This window comes from Escherichia sp. E.sYA108, from assembly GCF_011754335.1.
Lineage (GTDB): Bacteria > Pseudomonadota > Gammaproteobacteria > Enterobacterales > Enterobacteriaceae > Escherichia > Escherichia coli.
In genome coordinates this window covers 1,896,285-1,919,125 of record NZ_JAAQVZ010000001.1, presented here as the reverse complement: position 1 = coordinate 1,919,125, position 22,841 = coordinate 1,896,285, and the positions used below count along the sequence as shown (strand labels likewise).

21 protein-coding genes and 1 other annotated feature are annotated in these 22,841 nt (G+C 43.6%); of the genes, 9 read left to right on the top strand and 12 right to left on the bottom strand.

Going from position 1 to position 22,841, the window contains the following annotated elements; translation table 11 throughout:
* Positions 1–244: 244 nt before the first annotated feature.
* From hisL to hisIE, 9 genes are all read left to right on the top strand, one after another.
* On the top strand, positions 245–295 hold the full coding sequence (gene hisL / locus HBM92_RS08970; RefSeq protein ID WP_001364200.1) for a his operon leader peptide: 51 nt from the start codon (positions 245–247) through the stop codon (positions 293–295).
* Positions 271–394 (top strand) — a sequence feature (His leader region). (Overlaps the previous gene by 25 nt.)
* Positions 395–440: 46 nt before the next feature.
* Entirely contained in the window at positions 441–1,340 is a 900-nt protein-coding gene (gene hisG / locus HBM92_RS08965; RefSeq protein WP_000131782.1) for an ATP phosphoribosyltransferase, read from the top strand.
* A gap of 5 nt (positions 1,341–1,345) precedes the next feature.
* Positions 1,346–2,650: a histidinol dehydrogenase gene (gene hisD, locus HBM92_RS08960; RefSeq protein ID WP_001297912.1), complete on the top strand. Its 1,305-nt coding sequence runs from the start codon at positions 1,346–1,348 to the stop codon at positions 2,648–2,650.
* Positions 2,647–3,717, top strand: a complete 1,071-nt coding sequence (hisC, locus tag HBM92_RS08955; RefSeq protein WP_000108995.1) for a histidinol-phosphate transaminase — start codon at positions 2,647–2,649, stop codon at positions 3,715–3,717. Before hisD ends, hisC begins: the two co-directional genes overlap by 4 nt.
* On the top strand, positions 3,717–4,784 hold the full coding sequence (gene hisB, locus HBM92_RS08950) for a bifunctional histidinol-phosphatase/imidazoleglycerol-phosphate dehydratase HisB (RefSeq protein WP_000080122.1): 1,068 nt from the start codon (positions 3,717–3,719) through the stop codon (positions 4,782–4,784). Before hisC ends, hisB begins: the two co-directional genes overlap by 1 nt.
* A complete protein-coding gene (hisH, locus tag HBM92_RS08945; protein WP_001103560.1) occupies positions 4,784–5,374 on the top strand; it encodes an imidazole glycerol phosphate synthase subunit HisH in 591 nt (196 codons plus the stop codon). The genes hisB and hisH overlap by 1 nt, the downstream gene beginning before the upstream one ends.
* Complete coding sequence (gene hisA / locus HBM92_RS08940) at positions 5,374–6,111, top strand: 1-(5-phosphoribosyl)-5-[(5-phosphoribosylamino)methylideneamino]imidazole-4-carboxamide isomerase (RefSeq protein ID WP_000586497.1); 738 nt, start codon at positions 5,374–5,376, stop codon at positions 6,109–6,111. Before hisH ends, hisA begins: the two co-directional genes overlap by 1 nt.
* Positions 6,093–6,869 carry an imidazole glycerol phosphate synthase subunit HisF gene (gene hisF / locus HBM92_RS08935; RefSeq protein ID WP_000880185.1) on the top strand — a complete coding sequence of 259 codons (777 nt, stop codon included), beginning with the start codon at positions 6,093–6,095 and terminating at the stop codon, positions 6,867–6,869. The genes hisA and hisF overlap by 19 nt, the downstream gene beginning before the upstream one ends.
* A complete protein-coding gene (gene hisIE, locus HBM92_RS08930) occupies positions 6,863–7,474 on the top strand; it encodes a bifunctional phosphoribosyl-AMP cyclohydrolase/phosphoribosyl-ATP diphosphatase HisIE (protein ID WP_000954917.1) in 612 nt (203 codons plus the stop codon). Before hisF ends, hisIE begins: the two co-directional genes overlap by 7 nt.
* 185 nt (positions 7,475–7,659) lie before the next feature.
* Here the strand turns inward: hisIE and wzzB are convergent, their stop codons facing one another.
* The 12 genes from wzzB to wzx all read right to left on the bottom strand — a co-directional run bounded on the left by wzzB (position 7,660) and on the right by wzx (position 22,522).
* Positions 7,660–8,637: an LPS O-antigen chain length determinant protein WzzB gene (gene wzzB / locus HBM92_RS08925; protein ID WP_001297921.1), complete on the bottom strand. Its 978-nt coding sequence runs from the start codon at positions 8,635–8,637 to the stop codon at positions 7,660–7,662.
* Between the two features lie 142 nt (positions 8,638–8,779).
* Positions 8,780–9,946: a UDP-glucose 6-dehydrogenase gene (gene ugd / locus HBM92_RS08920; protein WP_000704861.1), complete on the bottom strand. Its 1,167-nt coding sequence runs from the start codon at positions 9,944–9,946 to the stop codon at positions 8,780–8,782.
* A gap of 249 nt (positions 9,947–10,195) precedes the next feature.
* Positions 10,196–11,602, bottom strand: coding sequence for an NADP-dependent phosphogluconate dehydrogenase (gene gndA, locus HBM92_RS08915; RefSeq protein WP_000043483.1), 1,407 nt, complete (start codon positions 11,600–11,602; stop codon positions 10,196–10,198).
* Positions 11,603–11,764: 162 nt separating this feature from the next.
* A complete protein-coding gene (gene cpsG / locus HBM92_RS08910) occupies positions 11,765–13,135 on the bottom strand; it encodes a colanic acid biosynthesis phosphomannomutase CpsG (protein WP_000096784.1) in 1,371 nt (456 codons plus the stop codon).
* An 82-nt stretch (positions 13,136–13,217) separates the two neighbouring features.
* Positions 13,218–14,657 carry a mannose-1-phosphate guanyltransferase gene (gene cpsB / locus HBM92_RS08905; RefSeq protein WP_001297922.1) on the bottom strand — a complete coding sequence of 480 codons (1,440 nt, stop codon included), beginning with the start codon at positions 14,655–14,657 and terminating at the stop codon, positions 13,218–13,220.
* Positions 14,647–15,852, bottom strand: coding sequence for a glycosyltransferase family 4 protein (locus HBM92_RS08900; protein WP_001076405.1), 1,206 nt, complete (start codon positions 15,850–15,852; stop codon positions 14,647–14,649). The genes cpsB and HBM92_RS08900 overlap by 11 nt, the downstream gene beginning before the upstream one ends.
* 20 nt (positions 15,853–15,872) lie before the next feature.
* Positions 15,873–16,880 (bottom strand): UDP-glucose 4-epimerase GalE, encoded by a 1,008-nt coding sequence (gene galE / locus HBM92_RS08895; RefSeq protein ID WP_001024185.1) that lies wholly within the window; start codon positions 16,878–16,880, stop codon positions 15,873–15,875.
* Positions 16,881–16,896: 16 nt separating this feature from the next.
* On the bottom strand, positions 16,897–18,042 hold the full coding sequence (locus HBM92_RS08890) for a glycosyltransferase (protein ID WP_000739679.1): 1,146 nt from the start codon (positions 18,040–18,042) through the stop codon (positions 16,897–16,899).
* On the bottom strand, positions 18,029–19,060 hold the full coding sequence (locus HBM92_RS08885) for a glycosyltransferase family 4 protein (protein WP_000587910.1): 1,032 nt from the start codon (positions 19,058–19,060) through the stop codon (positions 18,029–18,031). Before HBM92_RS08885 ends, HBM92_RS08890 begins: the two co-directional genes overlap by 14 nt.
* On the bottom strand, positions 19,057–19,917 hold the full coding sequence (locus HBM92_RS08880) for a glycosyltransferase family 2 protein (RefSeq protein WP_001291426.1): 861 nt from the start codon (positions 19,915–19,917) through the stop codon (positions 19,057–19,059). The genes HBM92_RS08885 and HBM92_RS08880 overlap by 4 nt, the downstream gene beginning before the upstream one ends.
* Before the next feature lie 5 nt (positions 19,918–19,922).
* The gene (wzy, locus tag HBM92_RS08875; RefSeq protein ID WP_000864941.1) at positions 19,923–21,266 is read right to left on the bottom strand and encodes an O6 family O-antigen polymerase; all 1,344 of its coding nucleotides are present in this window, start codon (positions 21,264–21,266) and stop codon (positions 19,923–19,925) included.
* On the bottom strand, positions 21,266–22,522 hold the full coding sequence (gene wzx, locus HBM92_RS08870) for an O6 family O-antigen flippase (protein WP_001297889.1): 1,257 nt from the start codon (positions 22,520–22,522) through the stop codon (positions 21,266–21,268). The genes wzy and wzx overlap by 1 nt, the downstream gene beginning before the upstream one ends.
* Between the last annotated feature and the right edge of the window lie 319 nt (positions 22,523–22,841).

The following is a 22,841-nucleotide window of genomic DNA, read 5'->3' as shown; positions in this document are numbered from 1 at the left end:
GGGTGTTAATTAACTATTTATTAATTAGTTTGTAGATCAAGACATTGTCAGCGAGACGAAAAATCAGACTTTGCTCTTTTTGGTGCTGTCAAGTTAGAGGACAGTCCTCTTAGCCCCCTCCTTTCCCCGCTCATTCATTAAACAAATCCATCGCCATAAAATATATAAAAAACCCCTTGCTTTCTAACGTGAAAGTGGTTTAGGTTAAAAGACATCAGTTGAATAAACATTCACAGAGACTTTTATGACACGCGTTCAATTTAAACACCACCATCATCACCATCATCCTGACTAGTCTTTCAGGCGATGTGTGCTGGAAGACATTCAGATCTTCCAGTGGTGCATGAACGCATGAGAAAGCCCCCGGAAGATCACCTTCCGGGGGCTTTTTTATTGCGCGGTTGTTAACGGTTCAGACAGGTTTAAAGAGGAATAAGAAAATGACAGACAACACTCGTTTACGCATAGCTATGCAGAAATCCGGCCGTTTAAGTGATGACTCACGCGAATTACTGGCGCGCTGCGGCATTAAAATTAATCTTCACACCCAGCGCCTGATCGCGATGGCAGAAAACATGCCGATTGATATTCTGCGCGTGCGTGACGACGACATTCCCGGTCTGGTAATGGACGGCGTGGTAGATCTTGGGATTATCGGCGAAAACGTGCTGGAAGAAGAGCTGCTTAACCGCCGAGCCCAGGGTGAAGATCCGCGCTACTTTACCCTGCGTCGTCTGGATTTCGGCGGCTGCCGACTTTCACTGGCAACGCCGGTTGATGAAGCCTGGGACGGTCCGCTCTCCTTAAACGGTAAACGTATCGCCACCTCTTATCCTCACCTGCTCAAGCGTTATCTCGATCAGAAAGGTATCTCTTTTAAATCCTGCTTACTGAACGGTTCTGTCGAAGTTGCGCCGCGTGCCGGACTGGCGGATGCGATTTGCGATCTGGTTTCCACCGGTGCCACGCTGGAAGCTAACGGCCTGCGCGAAGTCGAAGTTATCTACCGCTCGAAAGCCTGCCTGATCCAGCGCGATGGCGAAATGGAAGAATCCAAACAGCAACTGATCGACAAACTGCTGACCCGTATTCAGGGTGTGATCCAGGCGCGCGAATCAAAATACATCATGATGCACGCACCGACCGAACGCCTGGATGAAGTCATCGCCCTGCTGCCAGGTGCCGAACGCCCAACCATTCTGCCGCTGGCGGGTGACCAACAGCGCGTAGCGATGCACATGGTGAGTAGCGAAACCCTGTTCTGGGAAACGATGGAAAAACTGAAAGCGTTGGGTGCCAGTTCAATCCTGGTCCTGCCGATTGAGAAGATGATGGAGTGATCGCCATGAGCTTTAACACAATCATTGACTGGAATAGCTGTACTGCGGAGCAACAACGCCAGCTGTTAATGCGCCCGGCGATCTCCGCTTCTGAAAGCATTACCCGCACCGTTAACGATATTCTCGATAACGTGAAAACGCGTGGCGATGAGGCCCTGCGTGAATACAGCGCGAAGTTTGATAAAACCACGGTTACCGCGCTGAAGGTGTCTGCTGATGAGATCGCCGCCGCCAGCGAACGCCTGAGCGACGAGCTAAAACAGGCGATGGCGGTGGCAGTAAAGAATATTGAAACCTTCCACACTGCGCAAAAACTGCCGCCGGTAGATGTAGAAACGCAGCCAGGCGTACGTTGCCAGCAAGTCACGCGTCCGGTAGCTTCAGTTGGGTTGTATATTCCTGGCGGCTCCGCCCCGCTCTTCTCAACGGTATTAATGCTGGCGACTCCGGCGCGTATTGCGGGCTGTAAAAAAGTGGTGCTGTGCTCACCGCCGCCGATAGCCGATGAGATACTTTACGCGGCGCAGCTGTGCGGTGTGCAGGACGTGTTTAACGTCGGCGGTGCACAGGCCATTGCCGCGCTGGCGTTTGGTACGGAATCTGTGCCGAAAGTGGACAAAATCTTCGGGCCGGGTAACGCCTTTGTCACCGAAGCAAAACGCCAGGTAAGCCAGCGTCTGGACGGTGCGGCGATCGATATGCCCGCAGGCCCGTCGGAAGTGCTGGTGATTGCTGACAGCGGCGCTACGCCGGATTTCGTGGCTTCTGATTTGCTTTCTCAGGCTGAACACGGCCCTGACTCACAGGTAATTTTACTGACCCCCGACGCCGATATGGCGCGTCGCGTTGCCGAGGCCGTCGAACGCCAACTGGCAGAACTGCCGCGTGCCGAAACCGCCCGCCAGGCACTGAACGCCAGCCGCCTGATCGTGACTAAAGATTTAGCGCAGTGCGTGGAGATCTCCAACCAGTACGGCCCGGAGCACCTGATCATTCAGACCCGCAACGCCCGCGAACTGGTCGATGGCATCACCAGCGCCGGTTCGGTATTTCTTGGTGACTGGTCACCGGAATCGGCAGGCGACTACGCCTCCGGCACCAACCACGTTCTACCGACTTACGGCTACACCGCCACCTGTTCCAGCCTCGGGCTGGCAGATTTCCAGAAGCGCATGACCGTACAGGAACTGTCGAAAGAAGGCTTTTCCACGCTGGCTTCGACCATTGAAACACTGGCCGCCGCCGAGCGCCTGACCGCCCACAAAAATGCCGTTACTTTGCGTGTTAACGCCCTTAAGGAGCAAGCATGAGCACCGTGACTATTACCGATTTAGCGCGTGAAAACGTCCGCAACCTGACGCCGTATCAGTCAGCGCGTCGTCTGGGCGGTAACGGCGATGTCTGGCTGAACGCCAACGAATATCCCACTGCCGTGGAGTTTCAGCTCACTCAGCAAACGCTCAACCGCTATCCGGAATGCCAACCGAAAGTGGTGATTGAAAATTACGCGCAATATGCAGGCGTAAAACCGGAACAGGTGCTGGTCAGCCGTGGCGCGGACGAAGGCATTGAACTGCTGATTCGCGCTTTTTGCGAACCGGGTAAAGACGCCATCCTCTACTGCCCGCCAACGTACGGCATGTACAGCGTCAGCGCTGAAACCATTGGCGTCGAGTGCCGCACAGTGCCGACGCTGGACAACTGGCAACTGGACTTACAGGGCATTTCCGACAAGCTGGATGGCGTAAAAGTGGTCTATGTTTGCAGCCCCAACAACCCCACCGGGCAACTGATCAACCCGCAGGATTTTCGCACCCTGCTGGAGTTAACCCGCGGTAAGGCGATTGTGGTTGCCGATGAAGCCTATATCGAGTTTTGCCCGCAGGCATCGCTGGCTGGCTGGCTGGCGGAATATCCGCACCTGGCTATTTTGCGCACACTGTCGAAAGCTTTTGCTCTGGCGGGGCTTCGTTGCGGATTTACGCTGGCAAACGAAGAAGTCATCAACCTGCTGATGAAAGTGATCGCCCCCTACCCGCTCTCGACGCCGGTTGCCGACATTGCCGCACAGGCGTTAAGCCCGCAGGGAATCGTCGCCATGCGCGAACGGGTGGCGCAAATTATTACAGAACGCGAATACCTGATTGCCGCACTGAAAGAGATCCCCTGCGTGGAGCAGGTTTTCGACTCTGAAACCAACTACATTCTGGCGCGCTTTAAAGCCTCCAGTGCGGTGTTTAAATCTTTGTGGGATCAGGGCATTATCTTACGTGATCAGAATAAACAACCCTCTTTAAGCGGCTGCCTGCGAATTACCGTCGGAACCCGTGAAGAAAGCCAGTGCGTCATTGACGCCTTACGTGCGGAGCAAGTTTGATGAGTCAGAAGTATCTTTTTATCGATCGCGATGGAACCCTGATTAGCGAACCGCCGAGTGATTTTCAGGTGGACCGTTTTGACAAACTCGCCTTTGAACCTGGCGTGATCCCGGAGCTGCTGAGGCTGCAAAAAGCGGGCTACAAGCTGGTGATGATCACTAATCAGGATGGTCTTGGAACACAAAGTTTCCCGCAGGCGGATTTCGATGGCCCGCACAACCTGATGATGCAGATCTTCACCTCGCAAGGCGTACAGTTTGATGAAGTGCTGATTTGCCCACACCTGCCCGCCGATGAGTGCGACTGCCGTAAGCCGAAAGTAAAACTGGTGGAGCGTTATCTCGCTGAGCAAGCGATGGATCGCGCCAACAGTTATGTGATTGGCGATCGCGCGACCGACATTCAACTGGCGGAAAACATGGGCATTAATGGTTTACGCTACGACCGTGAAATCCTGAACTGGCCGATGATTGGTGAGCAACTCACTAAACGAGACCGTTACGCCCATGTAGTGCGCAACACCAAAGAGACGCAAATTGACGTCCAGGTGTGGCTGGATCGCGAGGGTGGCAGCAAGATTAACACCGGCGTTGGCTTCTTTGATCACATGCTGGATCAGATCGCTACCCACGGCGGTTTCCGTATGGAAATCAACGTCAAAGGCGACCTCTATATCGACGATCACCACACCGTCGAAGATACCGGCCTGGCGCTGGGGGAAGCGTTAAAAATTGCCCTCGGCGATAAACGCGGTATTTGCCGCTTTGGTTTTGTGCTGCCGATGGACGAATGCCTTGCCCGCTGCGCGCTGGATATCTCTGGTCGCCCGCACCTGGAATATAAAGCTGAATTTACCTACCAGCGCGTGGGCGATCTCAGCACCGAGATGATCGAGCACTTCTTCCGTTCGCTTTCATACACCATGGGCGTGACGCTACACCTGAAAACCAAAGGTAAAAACGATCACCACCGTGTAGAGAGCCTGTTCAAAGCCTTTGGTCGTACCCTGCGCCAGGCCATCCGCGTCGAAGGCGACACCCTGCCCTCGTCGAAAGGAGTGCTGTAATGAACGTGGTGATCCTTGATACTGGCTGCGCCAACCTGAACTCTGTGAAGTCTGCCATTGCGCGCCACGGTTATGAACCCAAAGTCAGCCGTGACCCGGACGTCGTGTTGCTGGCCGATAAACTGTTTTTACCCGGCGTTGGCACCGCACAAGCAGCGATGGACCAGGTGCGTGAGCGCGAGCTATTTGATCTCATCAAAGCCTGTACCCAACCGGTGCTGGGCATCTGCTTAGGGATGCAACTGCTCGGGCGACGTAGCGAAGAGAGCAATGGCGTCGACTTGCTGGGCATCATCGACGAAGACGTGCCGAAAATGACCGACTTTGGTCTGCCACTGCCACATATGGGCTGGAATCGCGTTTACCCGCAGGCAGGCAACCGCCTGTTTCAGGGGATTGAAGACGGCGCGTACTTTTACTTTGTTCACAGCTACGCAATGCCGGTCAATCCGTGGACCATCGCCCAGTGTAATTACGGCGAACCGTTCACCGCGGCGGTACAAAAAGATAACTTCTACGGCGTGCAGTTCCACCCGGAGCGTTCTGGTGCCGCTGGAGCTAAGTTGCTGAAAAACTTCCTGGAGATGTGATGATTATTCCGGCATTAGATTTAATCGACGGCACCGTGGTGCGTCTCCATCAGGGCGATTACGGCAAACAACGCGATTACGGTAACAACCCGCTGCCGCGCTTACAGGATTACGCTGCGCAAGGTGCCGAAGTGTTGCACCTGGTGGATCTGACCGGGGCAAAAGATCCGGCTAAGCGTCAAATCCCGCTGATTAAAACCCTGGTCGCGGGCGTTAACGTCCCGGTGCAGGTTGGCGGCGGTGTGCGTAGTGAAAAAGACGTAGCGGCGTTACTGGAAGCGGGCGTTGCGCGTGTGGTGGTCGGCTCCACCGCGGTGAAATCACCAGAAATGGTGAAAGGTTGGTTTGAACGTTTCGGTGCGGATGCCTTAGTGCTGGCGCTGGATGTCCGTATTGACGAGCAAGGCAACAAGCAGGTGGCGGTCAGCGGCTGGCAAGAGAACTCGGGCGTTTCACTGGAACAACTGGTGGAAACCTATCTGCCCGTCGGCCTGAAACATGTGCTATGTACCGATATCTCGCGCGACGGCACGCTGGCGGGATCTAACGTCTCTTTATATGAAGAAGTGTGCGCCAGATATCCACAGGTGGCATTTCAGTCCTCCGGCGGTATTGGCGACATTAACGATGTGGCGGCCCTGCGTGGTACTGGTGTACGCGGCGTAATAGTTGGTCGTGCATTACTGGAAGGTAAATTCACCGTGAAGGAGGCCATCGCATGCTGGCAAAACGCATAATCCCTTGTCTCGACGTTCGTGATGGTCAGGTGGTGAAAGGCGTACAGTTTCGCAACCATGAAATCATTGGCGATATCGTGCCACTGGCAAAACGCTACGCCGAAGAAGGTGCAGATGAACTGGTGTTCTACGATATCACCGCTTCCAGCGATGGCCGTGTGGTAGATAAAAGCTGGGTATCTCGCGTGGCGGAAGTGATCGACATTCCGTTTTGTGTGGCGGGTGGGATTAAGTCTCTGGAAGATGCCGCGAAAATTCTTTCCTTTGGCGCGGATAAAATCTCCATTAACTCCCCTGCGCTGGCGGACCCGACGTTAATTACTCGCCTGGCGGATCGCTTTGGCGTGCAGTGTATTGTGGTCGGCATTGATACCTGGTACGACGCCGAAACCGGTAAATATCATGTGAATCAATATACCGGCGATGAAAGCCGCACCCGCGTCACTCAGTGGGAAACACTCGACTGGGTGCAGGAAGTGCAAAAACGCGGCGCCGGAGAAATCGTCCTCAACATGATGAATCAGGACGGCGTGCGTAACGGTTACGACCTCAAGCAGCTGAAAAAAGTGCGTGAAGTTTGCCACGTCCCGCTGATTGCCTCCGGTGGCGCGGGCACCATGGAACACTTCCTGGAAGCCTTCCGCGATGCCGACGTTGACGGTGCGCTGGCAGCTTCCGTATTCCACAAACAAATAATCAATATTGGCGAATTAAAAGCGTACCTGGCAACACAGGGCGTGGAGATCAGGATATGTTAACAGAACAACAACGTCGCGAACTGGACTGGGAAAAAACCGACGGTCTGATGCCGGTGATTGTGCAACACGCGGTATCCGGCGAAGTGTTAATGCTGGGCTACATGAACCCGGAAGCCTTAGACAGAACCATCGAAAGCGGTAAAGTTACCTTCTTCTCGCGCACTAAACAGCGACTGTGGACCAAAGGCGAAACCTCGGGCAATTTCCTCAATGTGGTGAGCATTGCGCCGGACTGCGACAACGACACGTTACTGGTGCTGGCGAATCCCATCGGGCCAACCTGCCACAAAGGCACCAGCAGCTGCTTCGGCGACACCGCTCACCAGTGGCTGTTCCTGTATCAACTGGAACAACTGCTCGCCGAACGTAAATCTGCCGACCCGGAAACCTCCTACACCGCCAAACTGTATGCCAGCGGCTCCAAACGCATTGCGCAGAAAGTGGGCGAAGAAGGCGTGGAAACCGCACTGGCAGCAACGGTACATGACCGCTTTGAGCTGACCAACGAGGCATCTGACTTGATGTATCACCTGCTGGTGTTGTTGCAGGATCAGGATCTGGATTTAACAACGGTAATTGAGAACCTGCGTAAACGGCATCAGTGAGTGGCGTGCTGAGCAGGTGTGATGTTGTTGTCACACCCGGAGCCATTGCCCGATGCGCAAGCTTATCGTGCCTACACATTATCTCAACACACGTAGGCCGGATAAGATGCGCCAGCATCGCATCCGGCAAAAAAAACGGGCATGGTGTCACCACCCTGCCCGTTTCTCTTAAATGCACAATAATATTATTTCGCGTTGTAATTACGCAGCGCGTTACGCCCAAGCACAATCCCCGCGCCAACCATGCCGCCCAGCAGCACAGCCAGAATCAAGGTAATTGCTTTCTTCGGGCTATCGCGACGAATAGGTAACGTCGGTTTCATTACATAGCGGTAAGCATGAATATCAAGTTTATCAACGTCAAGATTGTCAATATCCAGCAGGTTTTGACGAGTCTGATAGTAGTTTGATGAGAACACCAACGGACGGGTCGCTTCGTGCTTAATCATCGACTCCAGCGCTTCGCTCCCCAAAAGAAACATAGTATCCTGGGTTACGTCCTGTGTCTGTTGAATCTGCGGCTTTGTCACCTGCGCCTGATTCGCATACTGCAACGCTTCCTGAATCTGACGAATACGCAGATCTTTCTGCTCCTGCGCGACCACTTCCTGGGTTCTTAAAGAGTCCTGCAAGTTTTTCCGTCCCAGAACAATGTTGTCCTTGAGATCCTTTTCTAGCTCTTGATTCACTTTATCATCAACTTGCTGAATGTATTGGGCCAACTTCATTTGTGCGCCCTCTGCAGTTTGCCCAACATAAGAAACAGTCAATGGTAATTGCTGGTTCTTAACAGAAGATTCGATGGTAAGTTTTTCTGGCTCTTCCTGATTATCCAGCGTTTCTGCTAATGCAGAGAAGGCAGAACTGAAGCGACCAATTAACGTCTCCTGCAAATCCGATACTTTCGGTGCAGCCTGACCATAGATAACATTCATGGCATTGTTATAGCCAGCAATTTGCCCCACGTCGGGCTGAGTGATAATTGCTGTTGACGTCCATTTCTCCTTCGCTACTGCCAAATAACCAATAGCCAAGGCAATAGCCACAATGACGGAAATGATAATTGTCATCTTGCCACGCCACAACTGCACTAGTAAATCAATCAAATCAATCTGTTCCGGGTCATGGTTTTGCCCAGAAACATTATTATTTTCTACTCTCATCATTACCCTAACTGACGGAAATTTCCAAGTCCGCATAGTTTAGCGATAATCCCCGTGAATGCTATAGGATAAGTGATAAAAATAATGAATTATTGCGGAGGTAACAAAAGACAATCAGGGCGTAAATAGCCCTAACAAGATGTTAGTCGCTGCCAAAGAGATCGCGGGTGTAGACCTTATCTGCCACATCCTTAAGCTCTTCTGCCATACGGTTGGAGATAATGATGTCGGCTTGTTGTTTGAAGGTGGCGAGATCACGTTCCAGGCGAGAGTTGAAGAATGAGTCTTCTTTCATCACCGGCTCGTAGATGATCACTTCAACGCCTTTCGCCTTGATACGCTTCATAATCCCCTGAATAGAAGACGCACGGAAGTTATCTGACCCGCTCTTCATAATCAGACGATAAATACCCACCACTTGCGGTTTGCGTGACAAAATGGCATCGGCAATAAAATCTTTACGCGTGCGGTTTGCATCGACAATTGCCGAGATCAGGTTATTCGGCACAGACTGGTAGTTCGCCAGTAACTGCTTGGTATCTTTCGGCAGACAATAACCACCATAACCAAACGACGGATTGTTGTAATGGTTGCCAATACGCGGATCGAGACAAACGCCTTCGATAATCTGGCGAGTATTCAGACCTAAACTTTCTGCATAGCTATCCAGTTCATTAAAGTATGCTACGCGCATCGCCAGATAGGTATTAGCGAAAAGTTTAATCGCTTCTGCTTCAGTGGAGTCGGTAAACAGGGTCGGGATATTTTGCTTAATCGCGCCTTCCTGTAACAACGCAGCAAAACGTTCTGCGCGTTCTGAACGCTCACCGATGACAATACGTGACGGATGGAGATTATCGTAAAGGGCTTTACCTTCGCGGAGGAATTCCGGAGAGAAAATAATATTTTCAGTACGATATTTCTTATGCATCGCTGCGGTAAAACCAACGGGAACCGTTGATTTGATGACCATAACCGCATAAGGATTTATCTCAACTACGTCTTTAATTACTGATTCTACACTGGATGTATTGAAATAATTAGTTTTAGGATCATAGTCGGTTGGAGTGGCGATGATGACATAATCAGCATCCCGGTAGGCTTCATTTTTATCTAATGTGGCATTAAAGTGTATTTTATCTGATTGCAAAAACTGCTGAATTTCCTTATCAACAATAGGAGATATCCGATCATTCAGCATAGCAACGCGTGACGGTAAAATATCTAATGCCACAACCTCATGATTTTGTGCGATTAGAAGCCCGTTTGACAAGCCTACATAGCCAGTACCGGAAATGGTGATTTTCATTTCATGCTCTCAGAATTAACTTAACTGTGAATCATGATGTTTTTAGCATCCTGATAAGAGCTAAAAGTTTTAACGCTACGTTGTTCGATGGTCAACGCAACGAAAAAAAATTCAGATTTTCTTTATAAGGATAGCTGATATTTATTAAGTTAATATTAAGCAGTGAAATTTAGTCTATAAGATAATTGGCAAAAAAAAGCCCGGTGCAATATACGCCGGGCCTCAATTTTTAATGTTGGTTAAATCAGATTAATCCAGCCATTCAGTATGGAACACACCTTCTTTATCAATGCGCTTATAAGTATGTGCACCGAAATAGTCACGCTGTGCCTGGATCAGGTTCGCAGGCAGAACAGCGGCACGGTAGCTATCGTAATAGGCAACCGCAGCGGCGAAGGTCGGAACCGGGATACCGTTCTGTACTGCATAAGCAACGACATCACGCAGAGCCTGCTGGTAGTCATCGGCAATTTGCTTGAAGTACGGAGCCAGCAGCAGGTTAGCGATCTGCGGATTTTCGGCATAAGCATCGGTGATTTTCTGCAGGAACTGCGCACGGATGATGCAGCCAGCACGGAAAATCTTCGCGATTTCACCGTAGTTCAGATCCCAGTTGTACTCTTCAGACGCAGCACGCAGCTGAGAGAAGCCCTGAGCGTAAGAAACGATTTTGCCAAGATACAGCGCACGGCGAACTTTTTCGATGAACTCAGCCTTGTCGCCTGCTGGCTGTGCTTGCGGGCCAGAGAGAACTTTAGATGCGGCAACACGCTGATCTTTCAGAGAAGAGATATAACGTGCAAACACAGACTCGGTAATCAGCGACAGCGGTTCGCCGAGATCCAGCGCACTCTGGCTGGTCCATTTGCCCGTGCCTTTGTTTGCTGCTTCATCCAGGATCACATCAACCAGGTAGTTACCATCTTCATCTTTTTTGGTGAAGATATCTTTGGTGATGTCGATCAGGTAGCTGCTCAGTTCACCGTTATTCCACTCGGTAAAGGTCTGCGCCAGTTCTTCGTTGGTGAGGTTCAGGCCACCTTTAAGCAGAGAATAGGCTTCAGCAATCAGTTGCATATCTCCGTATTCAATACCGTTGTGAACCATCTTCACATAGTGACCTGCGCCATCGGCACCAATATAGGTAACGCATGGCTCACCGTCTTCAGCCACTGCGGCGATTTTGGTCAGGATCGGCGCAACAAGTTCATAGGCTTCTTTCTGCCCACCAGGCATAATGGAAGGACCTTTCAGCGCGCCTTCTTCACCACCGGAGACACCGGTACCAATGAAGTTAAAGCCTTCGGCAGAAAGCTCACGGTTACGACGAATGGTGTCCTGGAAGAAGGTATTACCACCATCAATGATGATGTCACCTTTATCGAGGTATGGCTTGAGGGAATCAATAGCAGCATCCGTGCCTGCACCTGCTTTCACCATTAACAGGATGCGACGAGGCGTTTCCAGAGATTCAACAAACTCTTTCACCGTATAGTAAGGAACCAGTTTTTTGCCTGGATTTTCGGCAATCACTTCTTCCGTCTTTTCACGGGAACGGTTGAAAATAGAGACGGTATAACCACGACTTTCGATGTTGAGCGCAAGGTTGCGCCCCATCACTGCCATACCGACTACGCCGATCTGTTGCTTTGACATTGTTTACTCCTGTCAGGGGTGGTCACCGCGAAGTGTGCGGCTTAAATGTGGTATAGATGTTAACTCACTCATAGAGATACTGAATAGCATTACCTTGGATATACCACACCGGATATCTCATCTTTTCCGTTTTTTAAAACCCATTTATATGAAATTACTGAATTACTTGTTCAGTAACTCAAGGATAAGTTTTGTCTTTTCTTCCATCAGCGGTACATCGCCGCGCGATTCCACATTCAACCGCACCACCGGTTCGGTGTTGGAGGAGCGCAGGTTAAAGCGCCAGTCGGCAAAGGTCATGCTGATGCCATCGGTACGATCCACCGCCAGCGCCTCACGGCTAAAATGCTGTTCCACGCGGTTAATCGCCTCAACGGGTTGCGCCAGTTTGCTGTTGATCTCACCGCTTGCCGGAAACGCTGCCATCCGGTCGCGCACCAGTTCGCCCAGCGTTTTTCCTTTCAGGCACACCAGTTCGGCGACCAGCAGCCACGGGATCATGCCGCTGTCGCAGTAAGCGAAATCACGGAAGTAATGGTGGGCGCTCATTTCGCCACCGTAGATAGCGTCTTCCTTGCGCATACGTTCTTTAATAAAGGCGTGTCCGGTTTTCGACATTACCGGGGTGCCGCCTGCGGCAGTCACCACATCAACGGTGTTCCAGGAGAGACGTGGATCGTGGATGATCTTCGCGCCGGGATTTTTTTCGAGGAACGCTTCTGCCAGCAGGCCGACAATGTAGTAGCCCTCAATAAACTGCCCTTTTTCGTCAAACAGGAAACAGCGGTCAAAATCGCCATCAAAGGCAATGCCCATATCCGCGCCGTGTTTGATGACCGCATTGCGGGTGTCGTCGCGACATTCCGGCAGTAGCGGGTTAGGAATACCGTTGGGGAAATTGCCGTCCGGCGTGTTGTGCACTTTGATTAATTCCACGGGTGCGCCGAGGGCTTTAAAGCGGGCTTCAATGGCGTCCACCACCGGACCCGCCGCGCCGTTCCCGGAGTTAATCACCAGCTTGAGCGGCGTGAGGTTTTTGACGTTGATATAACCGAACAGGTGATCAACGTAAGCGTCACGCAGATTGATTTGCTGATAGCGACCGCGTTTGGTTTCATCAACGGGAGGAAAGTCGTTGGCTTCTGCCAGACGCTGGATGTCGCGCAGTCCGGTATCACCGCTGATCGGGCGAGCCCCTTCGCGCACCAGTTTCATGCCGTTGTAATCCATCGGGTTATGGCTGGCGGTAACTTCGATGCCGCCATCCACGCCGAGATGGAACGTGGCGAAATAGATTTCTTCGGTGCCGGACATGCCAATATCCAGCACATCGACGCCCGCATCCTGTAACCCCTTCGCCAGCGCCAGTTTTAAGGTTTCGCTGGTGAGTCGGACGTCACCGCCTAACACAATGGTTTTCGGTTTGAGAAATTCGCCATAAGCGCGACCAATGCGCCAGGCAATATCTTCATTCAGTTCTTCGCCTAATTTCCCGCGAATATCATAGGCTTTAAAGCAGGGTAAACTCGACATGATATACCTTAAACAAATAATACTTATTACAGATTAACTAAAAATATTAGCGCTCTTCTACTAACGTTACATTATCAAAAATTTAGCTACGACCATATCGGTCCTGAAAACGGATAACATCGTCTTCTTCTAAATAAGATCCAGAACGAACTTCAATTAAATCAAGAGGAATTTTCCCTGGATTTTCCAAGCAGTGTATTACACCAAGAGGTATGTAAACAGATTCATTTTCGCTAAGAATCTTAGTTTCAGAACCTATAGTCACCCTTGCAGTTCCAGAAACTATGATCCAATGTTCTGCCCTATGATGGTGCATTTGTAAAGAAAGTCCTTCACCAGGATTTACTGTTATACGTTTGACCTGATAACGCTCCCCTGTGTCAATGGAATCATATTTACCCCAAGGACGATATACTTCGCGATGAACATAATGCTCGCTACGACCTGAATTTTTAATTTGTTCGACTATTTTCTTTACATCCTGAACTTTATTTCTCTCTGAGACAAGAACAGCATCCTTTGTTTGGACAACAACTAAATTTTCCACTCCAACTGTAGCAACAATTCCCGATTCGGCATATATGAAAGAATTCTTTGTTTCATGAGAGAAAATATCCCCAACTATTACGTTGCCGTCTGAGTCTTTATCATTAATTTCCCAAAGAGAAGACCATGAACCGACATCACTCCAGCCAGCATCCATTGGAATAACAATTGCGTCTTTTGTTTTTTCCATTACAGCGTAATCAATTGACTCTTCAGGACACTTAGAGAAAGAACTTTCATCTAAACGCACAAAATCAAGGTCAAAGTTCGCTGAAGCAATTGCTTTTTCACAAGCGGATAAAATATCAGGCCGAAATTGTTTAAGTTCCTCTATATAACGATTTGCACTAAACAAAAACATACCGCTATTCCAATAATACTCACCGGAAGCAAGATATTTAGTGGCTGTCTCATGATTTGGCTTTTCAACAAATGATGACACTATAAATGCATCCGAATCTTCCTGATTAATATATTGTCCTCGATGTATATAACCATAACCAGTTTCTGCTTTGTCTGGAATTATACCAAATGTTACCAATTTCCCATCAGCAGCGTATGGAATTGCCGATCTAACAGCGTTACAAAATTTTTCTTCATCGTGTATAACGTGATCTGCAGCCAGTACGAGCATAAGATCATCTGCACTTTTATCAGACTTAGACATCAGCAACGCCGCTAATGCAATTGCAGGGGCAGTGTTACGCCCAACAGGCTCAAGGATGATATTCTTTGAAGTCAATCTATCGATTTTTCTAAGCTGTTCAGCAACTATAAAGCGGTATTGTTCATTACAAATGACATAAGGGTTGGTACAATCCAAACCATCCAGACGATTAGCCGTTGTTTGAAGCATGGTATGACTACCGATTAGGCTAAGAAATTGTTTCGGATAGAGAATTCTTGATAGTGGCCACAACCGACTGCCTGAACCACCAGCCATAATGATAGGTGTAATAATTTTATTATTGTTCATATAATTTCTCATCTAATGTATTCATTAAATTGGCAACTTTTGATTCCCAAGAAAAATTATTTTCTACAAAACTACGGGCATTTTCAGCCACTTCAGTATAACGATTATAATCGTAAATTATTTCTCTTAGTACGTTTTTATATTGCTCTACTGTATCTGCAACAAAAATTTCGCTACCTGATTTTGCATTAATACCTTCATAACCAATGCTAGATGTAATACATGGTAAACCTAAAGCCATGTATTCAAGAATTTTATTTTGTACGCCTGCTCCAAGACGAACAGGACATATACCTATATGCCCTGTAGAAGCGGAAGAATTGATATCATCAACAGTACCTAAAGCAATTGTATTTTTAAATGAATTTAATATATTTTTATTAGTTTCTGAGATCTTACCAATCACTTTAAAAATAATATTAAACTCATCATACAAGCAAGGTAAAATATTCTTAGCAAAATGTTTTGCAGCATCCATATTTTGTAAAGAATACATATTTCCGATAAATATAAGTTCCACAGGCTTATCGATTTTTATTTCTCTTTTTATATATCTCAAGGCTGATGTATCAACCCCATTATTGACTATATGGATATTACTGCCCGGATTAGGGTAGAGATAGTCACGGTCTACGGATGAAATAAAAGTGGTCAAATCAAAAAGATTCGCCACAGAACGTTCATATGATTCTAATCTTTTTTGTTCCAGAGAATAAATAATTGCACGCAAACTTTTTTTACTTGCTAATTTTTTAACGCGACTGTAATTCAAAGATATTGCATCTGTCATATCAAGAATTTTGAACTTGTCTGTATCCTTAACATAATCAGCAACTCTTATCAGATGACAAAATACTGCATCGCATTGTTTAATTAATTTATTGTATTTATTCTTAAATGTGTCCGATTGATAATAAGCAATTTGCAACGGTTTTTGCGTAACCAAAGCTTTTAATACATTATAATATGATTTATATTTTGGTAGATAGACACGATGAATTTCTTTGAAGACCGAGTCATTTATATTTATTTCAAGTTCTAGTGGTTGATCACATAAGCTCAGAAGAATAAGATCATATTTTTTGGAAAGTTCTTTACATAACATATAGACTCTTAATCTATCCCCTCCAATGACAGGGTAGGGAAAGCGAGGTGTAAGAACCAGTATTTTTTTTCTCTGCTCTGATTGATTCATAAAACTGAAACCTTTTATATTCAGAATCCGTCTGGATAATTTTTTTTCCAACGCCACGAGTCCAATAACATCTGTTCTAGAGTTTGTTCGGCTTGCCAGTCCAATAAAGAATTAGCTTTATCTGCATCAGCCCAACAAGACGCAACATCCCCTGCCCTTCTCTCTATAAAAGATTTATTGACCTTAATGTTTGTTAATTTTTCAAATGTAGTGATTAATTCAAGCACCGAATAACCTTTTCCTGTACCAAGATTAAAGATATTATATCCCGAATTGATACTTAAATAATTCATTGCAGCCAAATGACCTTTCGCTAAGTCAACAACATGAATAAAATCCCTTACACCTGTTCCATCATTAGTAGGGTAATCATTGCCATAAATAAATAATTTATCACGTTTACCACTCGCAACATCCAATAAATAAGGAACAAGATTATTAGGGATACCAGATGGAGCCTCACCTATTTTACCACTAGAATGAGCACCGACAGGATTAAAATATCTCAAGCAAATTATATCCAGTTTTCCCGTGGAACTAACATCCTCTAGAATTTTTTCAACAAAATACTTCGATGTGCCATATGGATTCGTAGTTCCTCCAATTTTAGCTGTTTCTGGAATTGGAATTATCTCTGGTTCACCATAGACTGTCGCAGATGAGCTAAAGATAAATTTTTTAATTCTGTACTCTTCCATTACCTGTAATAAAGTAATGGTCACTCCAACATTATTCTGGTAATACTTTAAGGGTTCACTTTTAGACTCTGAAACAGATTTAAAGCCAGCAAAATGAATAACTATATCTATGGCGTGTTTCTCGAAAATAGCGGAGAGTGTCTTCCTACACCCAGCATCTCCAGTAATTGTTATAAAATCACGTCGAGTAATTTCTTTTATTTTTTCGATACACTTGTATGAAGCATTACTGAAATTGTCCAGAACGATAATCTCATGACCTGCATTCAGTAATTCAATAGCCGTATGAGATCCGATATATCCAGCACCACCAGTTACTAATATGTTCATATTATATCTCCACTAACTAATCGTCAAAATTTATTATATCAAGTTCATGGCCATTAAACCGATAATGTGAATAATATTTTTGCTGATAAGACATTATTAGCTGTTTATTGATACTTTTCATCTTGAAATCTTTAGGAAATTCCTCATCCAAATGTGAGATTTTTTTAACACACTCCTTATTGTTTATAATTTCATCATAGCCGATTAAGGAATGCTCTGTCGCATAAATATATAATCCATATGATAGTGCTTCTGCAATTTTTGTTTTCATTCCACTTCCTAAAACTATAGGAGAATAAAAAACATCACAAGCAGATAATAAATATGACATTTCACTATTAGATAGATTATCGAAAAAAAATAAATTATCCAAATCAGGAAGATTCAAAGTAGTACTTTTCCTACCTGCCAAAATATAGCAATAATCATTATTAGACTTTGCTGCATTTAAAACATAGTTGGCAGCATCTATATTTGGAAAAAAATCAAAAGATGCAGTAAATACTACTTTTTTCCTATTATCATTATTCAATCGATTATACTCATTAATAAAGTGAGCTGACAATACATCAGTTGGTTTTTCTCTACTAAATATCACAGGGAGAATTAAATTTCTGCTTTTTTTAATCCCATAAAATTTATCCATTGCATTTTTATCTTGCCGGGTAATATAGCTAACTAAATCTGAATTCTTAAGCCCGATAAATTCATTGAGATAAACAATTAATTTTTCAATAAAAGTAGTTATGTTTTTATCTTTTTGTCTTATTAAGTCATATTCGAAGTTATCCGTAAACAATATGATCTTTTTGTGGGGCATGAGTATTCTAAAAAGCAGACATAACAATCCAAGCCGAGAGTTGTGAAAAGCAAGAATATCTTGCTTCCGTAAAATTTTAATTATTGAGAAAATATAAGGGACATAAAATGATGGTATAAAAAAAAGCCTGGATATTATATCCTGACGTTTACCTTTAATAAATGATATATGTTGAAAAGTATTGTCTTCGAATAGTTTACCTGAGGATTTTTTATCAATAAGTGTTAAATTAACATTCTGTTTTTGTAGAAAACTAACAAGCGTACGTAAATATACTCCTCCTCCGGTAAGTTCATTATATGAGTTAATTGAAATGAGACAGAGTTTCTTATTTTTTTTCATTAAATGCCGCCGTTAAAATTTCCGCATATCTCTCTTCAGAAAAAAGCTCACGCTTGCTATAAATAGTTTGTCTCAAATGATAATATTTTTCATTATCAAGACTAATTAATTTGTAGGCTACTTGTGCTAAATCTTCTTTATTATTGGCAATAAATACGCCAGGAAAACTTTCTGCATACAACTCTCTAATTGCACCAACATTATAGCCTATCACAGGGCAACCACAGCATAGCGCTTCAATAGTAACCAGCTCATATCCTTCATAATAGGACGGTAAAATAAGTACTCTGGATTTCTTAAATATTTCTGGCATTTTCGCATAGGGGACAGCAATGCTGGTCAGAACATTATTTAGCGAAGCAAAATTTTGTGGGGCGGGAATACTTGAAACTAAATGGAAGGAAGTATCTGGCAGATTTTTACATATGTAATACAGATCATCTATTCCTTTTCCTTTTTCCAATCGCCCGACAAATGTCACATATTCTGCTTCATTAACATCAGTGTAATCAAATTGTGCAAGATTTATAAAATTTCGAACAACTTTGATTTTATGTGAATTAATATTGTAAAGCTCATTCCATTCACTTTTAACCTTATTTGAAACAGCCCAGATATTTTTTGAAAATGCTCCAGCCCAACGCTCATAGAAAGATAAAAGACCACTGCCAGACAACCGATTAGGTTTTTTATTCATGACTGTTTGAAAATAACATTTCATATTGCCATGAGCTATTAAGATGTCATTCCTATAAAAAGGAGAACAATAGCCATGTGCAATAACTTTAAACGTCACGCCACGTAATTTTTGTAAGGTTAAATAAAGAGAAACTAATATTGGATAAAGTGCTACTTGTATTTTTTTGTTACGAATTTTGTTAGAAATTTTGAAGTATGTTTTATCAAGTATAATGACTTTAACCCCCAAATTTTTAAGAATGTTACATTGTTGGGCAACAACCCTTTCCACCCCACCTTGCCCTCCTGAACCATTATACGCGGCGATATATATAATCATTTTAAAAACTTCCCGATAAACGACTTCATTTTTAGCAGAACGAATTGACACTGTCGGTAAAATATAGCATGCTTTTGTCCTGAAAGAAGATTCAAATTATCATTATATTTTTTTAAAAATCTATAATTATTTATGCAACTTTCGTAATGATATTTTAATCGATTAGCTGTTCTTGCCCCTCCCGTCGCTTTTCTTGGAGGTAAATTTATTAACAAAGCCTTTGAATCATATATAAATTTTTTATTTTTAATAAATAGAGATAGCATGAAATCAGTTTCCTCACGATAGCAGTTTCCCGTATAAGATATATCAAATCGATATTTCGATATTAGTTCCCTTTCAGCTAGAACAAAAGGCTGTGCATAAAAACATTCAATCGGATGGTCCAAATCACATGTATAACTAAAATCCAATCTATTTAGATCACTAACAAAACGCCCCTCTTTTTTATGTCGATTTATGCAATCTTCAATTGTTTTCTCGTTATTATTCATATAAAGTATTCTTGCGCCGATTACATCAGCGCCTGTCTCATATTTTGTAGCCAATAACCGAGATATAACACCGGGTAAGAGGTAAGAGTCATCATCACCAAAAAAAATATATTTCCCTTTGGCTATTTCAATCCCTCGGTTTTTAGAATACATCTGTTTTTTATTCGTTTCATTTTCTAAAATAACTAACTGAGAATATTTTTCCTTCAGTTCAGCTAATACACTATTTGTATTATCTGTTGATCCATCATTGATAACTATAACCTCTAAAGTCTCATCCTGAAAATAACTTGGTATGACCTCCTTAAGAATATGAGCCCTGTTATAACTTGGGATTATTATGCTGACATTTTTTTCTGACATTTTGGTCAATCCTTTTTATACTGGATGTATAATGTAACTAAAAAAGCAACAAATATACTTTTGACAAGATAGGGGAAGAAATAGAACAAAGTCTCTCTTGGTGTGAATAATATAGGTGGCAACACACTATAATAAACAAAATATATAATTGGTTTGTTTTTTGTATATTTTTCCAATACATTTAAATTAAGTAAAAGTAAAAAGGGTATAATGAAACATCCAATCAGACCAAATGCTAAAAACGATTCTGCTAAATAACTCCCCCCAAGTCCGAACCCAAGATTATATAGTTCTGGGTTTGCTGTGTATGAGGCCAAATGGCTATAGCTTATTTCCGGCAAGCTCAATTTAACATTAAATATTGACGAGCAAGTTATTATTAACTGGCTGAATAGATAGGTAACATTATATCCCCCTGACAATAGTTGTAGTTTTACTGATTGATAAATGGAAAGATATGATACTCCCATGCCGTATACAAAGTTTATAACAGGATTATTACCCTGCATTAATTGAAAAAAACTCCCTCCAGTGCGCCACATTGAGATAAATTCACTAATCACAAAAATGACGCTAAAAACAAAAATCATTGTAATCAGCAGACGTAAGTTTCTTGTCTTTACTTCATTAAAATATATACATGTAACCGTTAAAAGAAACGTTATAGCTTCACTACGACTACCCTTCAAGGTGCTAAATGCAGCAATGCATATCGCAATAAAAAGAAATTTTTTATTTGTTCTGAACTGTATATGAAACGCACATATAAGGAAAAAAGAACAATAAAATAAATAAGATAGAAAATCATAACCTATTGGCGTTGTTATATTTGATTGATAAATATCAACATAACTATTAGATTCTATAAAGTTAAAAAAGAATATCCCTTTTACAACCATACCTATCGAACCCAGAAAAAATAAAGTCAAAAGAAACTTTATTTTTAGCAATTGTTTTTCAGGATAAGGACCATGCGGATAAAATTTTTCAGTATTTTTGCATAGAATTAGTCCCAATGTATAACCATAATACATTAGTGTTATAGCATAGTTAGCCAAAATCACATCGTCATCCATATATCCTTCAATAAACCAATCGGCAATCCTATAATCATAGTTTGCAAACAAAGATAATAAAGGGCGACAACCTAAAAACACAAAAGATGATATAACGAGAAGGCTGGCCGGAGAAGTTATTTTATTAGTGATATATGCGATATAAAAAACTGTTATCGTTGCTATAACAAGGATATATTGTGATTTATTTGGTTCATTACCAAACAGTAACACTAAAATTGTCAGCATTAAACTTAAATAGAATGTAATAGCAGGAACCGCCTTCACTTTCATTATACTCTCGCTCCCCACTTTCGATGGGCAATAAAAGCTAGCATACTGAATACAAGAAACTCACCAATTAGGTTTAATAAAACCCCCCCCAGAATGTCAAAGCGTGATATTAACAGCCAGGACAAACTAACAACAATAATTCCCGCCATAACATTTATACTTCGTAGTATTTTTACATTATCTGTCGGTATAAGAAACTGTATACCAAGGACATTATTTAAAGATGAAAAAATGGTAATTATTGACGCAAATAAAATAATAACAAATGAAACGTCAACTTTACCTATAAAAGTCGCCACATATTGCCCTAATCCCATATAACATAAACATGCAATTATGCTAATTGTTAAATGCACAAAAAAACTTTTTTTAATTCTATAATAAAACAGTTTATCTTGAGGTTTAATTTCTGAAACTTGAGATAACATATACTGTGATATTGGATTAATTAGACTTTGACATGCTGTTGTCATTTTTTGAACGATTGAAAAAACACCAAGACTCGTATTACCGCAAAGGTTTCCAATTAACACAGGAATTAGACCATTGTAACCAATCGTACCTATTACGCCAATAAAAACATTTCCTGCCTTCTTAAATTCCACAATGCATTCATTAGGTTTAAGATGAACAACATGGCTAATATGAATATTTGGCCATAAGTATATACAGCATATGAGTAATGTTGCATTTTGCAAAAAACTTAGGATAAAAACATTATCTCCGCCACTACAGACATAAACAAGAAGTATGATAAACAATGTTATTCTCACTATTACTTGTGAGTATGAAAGTTTTTTAAAATCACCAATCCCCTGCAAAAACCAATTGGGCGATAATATATTACCAATAGTGCATAGAAAAATTGACAAAAACCCAAAAAATGACAAGTGGACTATATTTAATCTGCACAATAAAAATACACATGTTAATGCAATTATAAAAAGCAATGATTTTAAAAGAACAACTATTGAGTAATAGCGCTGTAAATTTTGGGTCTCACATCTATGTCTCGCAGCAACCACAGGTCCTGTGTAAGTAAAGCCAAAATCAATAATCAAAGCCACTATTTGATAAATAGATGTAATATAGACCAATTCCCCATATTCCCCCAACCCAATATATTTTATCAGGATAGGGATAATTACCAATGGCGCGATATAATTAAATAACTGCAATATATACAACCCTAAAAATACGTTTTTTATTTTATCTTTAAGCCTTAAATAATTGTGCACACGTTGTATCCTATTCATTTAGGTGTAATTATATTATTGAAATGCGATGTTCTATAAGAATGACTTTATAATTTCAGCACGCTACCGCCCCTGGCTTTACAGCTACCAGAGCACTGCATGCATGCCTACGATGTAGCGAGCGTTACCCACTCGCGCTAAACCCGAAAAATTCAAACGCTAATTGTCTTACCAATCCGCTCTGGAAACAAGGAAAATCCTGGAAAACTTTGACTAAAATCCTATTGCTAACTCGTTGTTATTCTGATTGTTTATATAAAACAACGGCAGGAAAATTCGCAACAAATTACTTTCGCCACGAATCTTCACTGCCGTTATA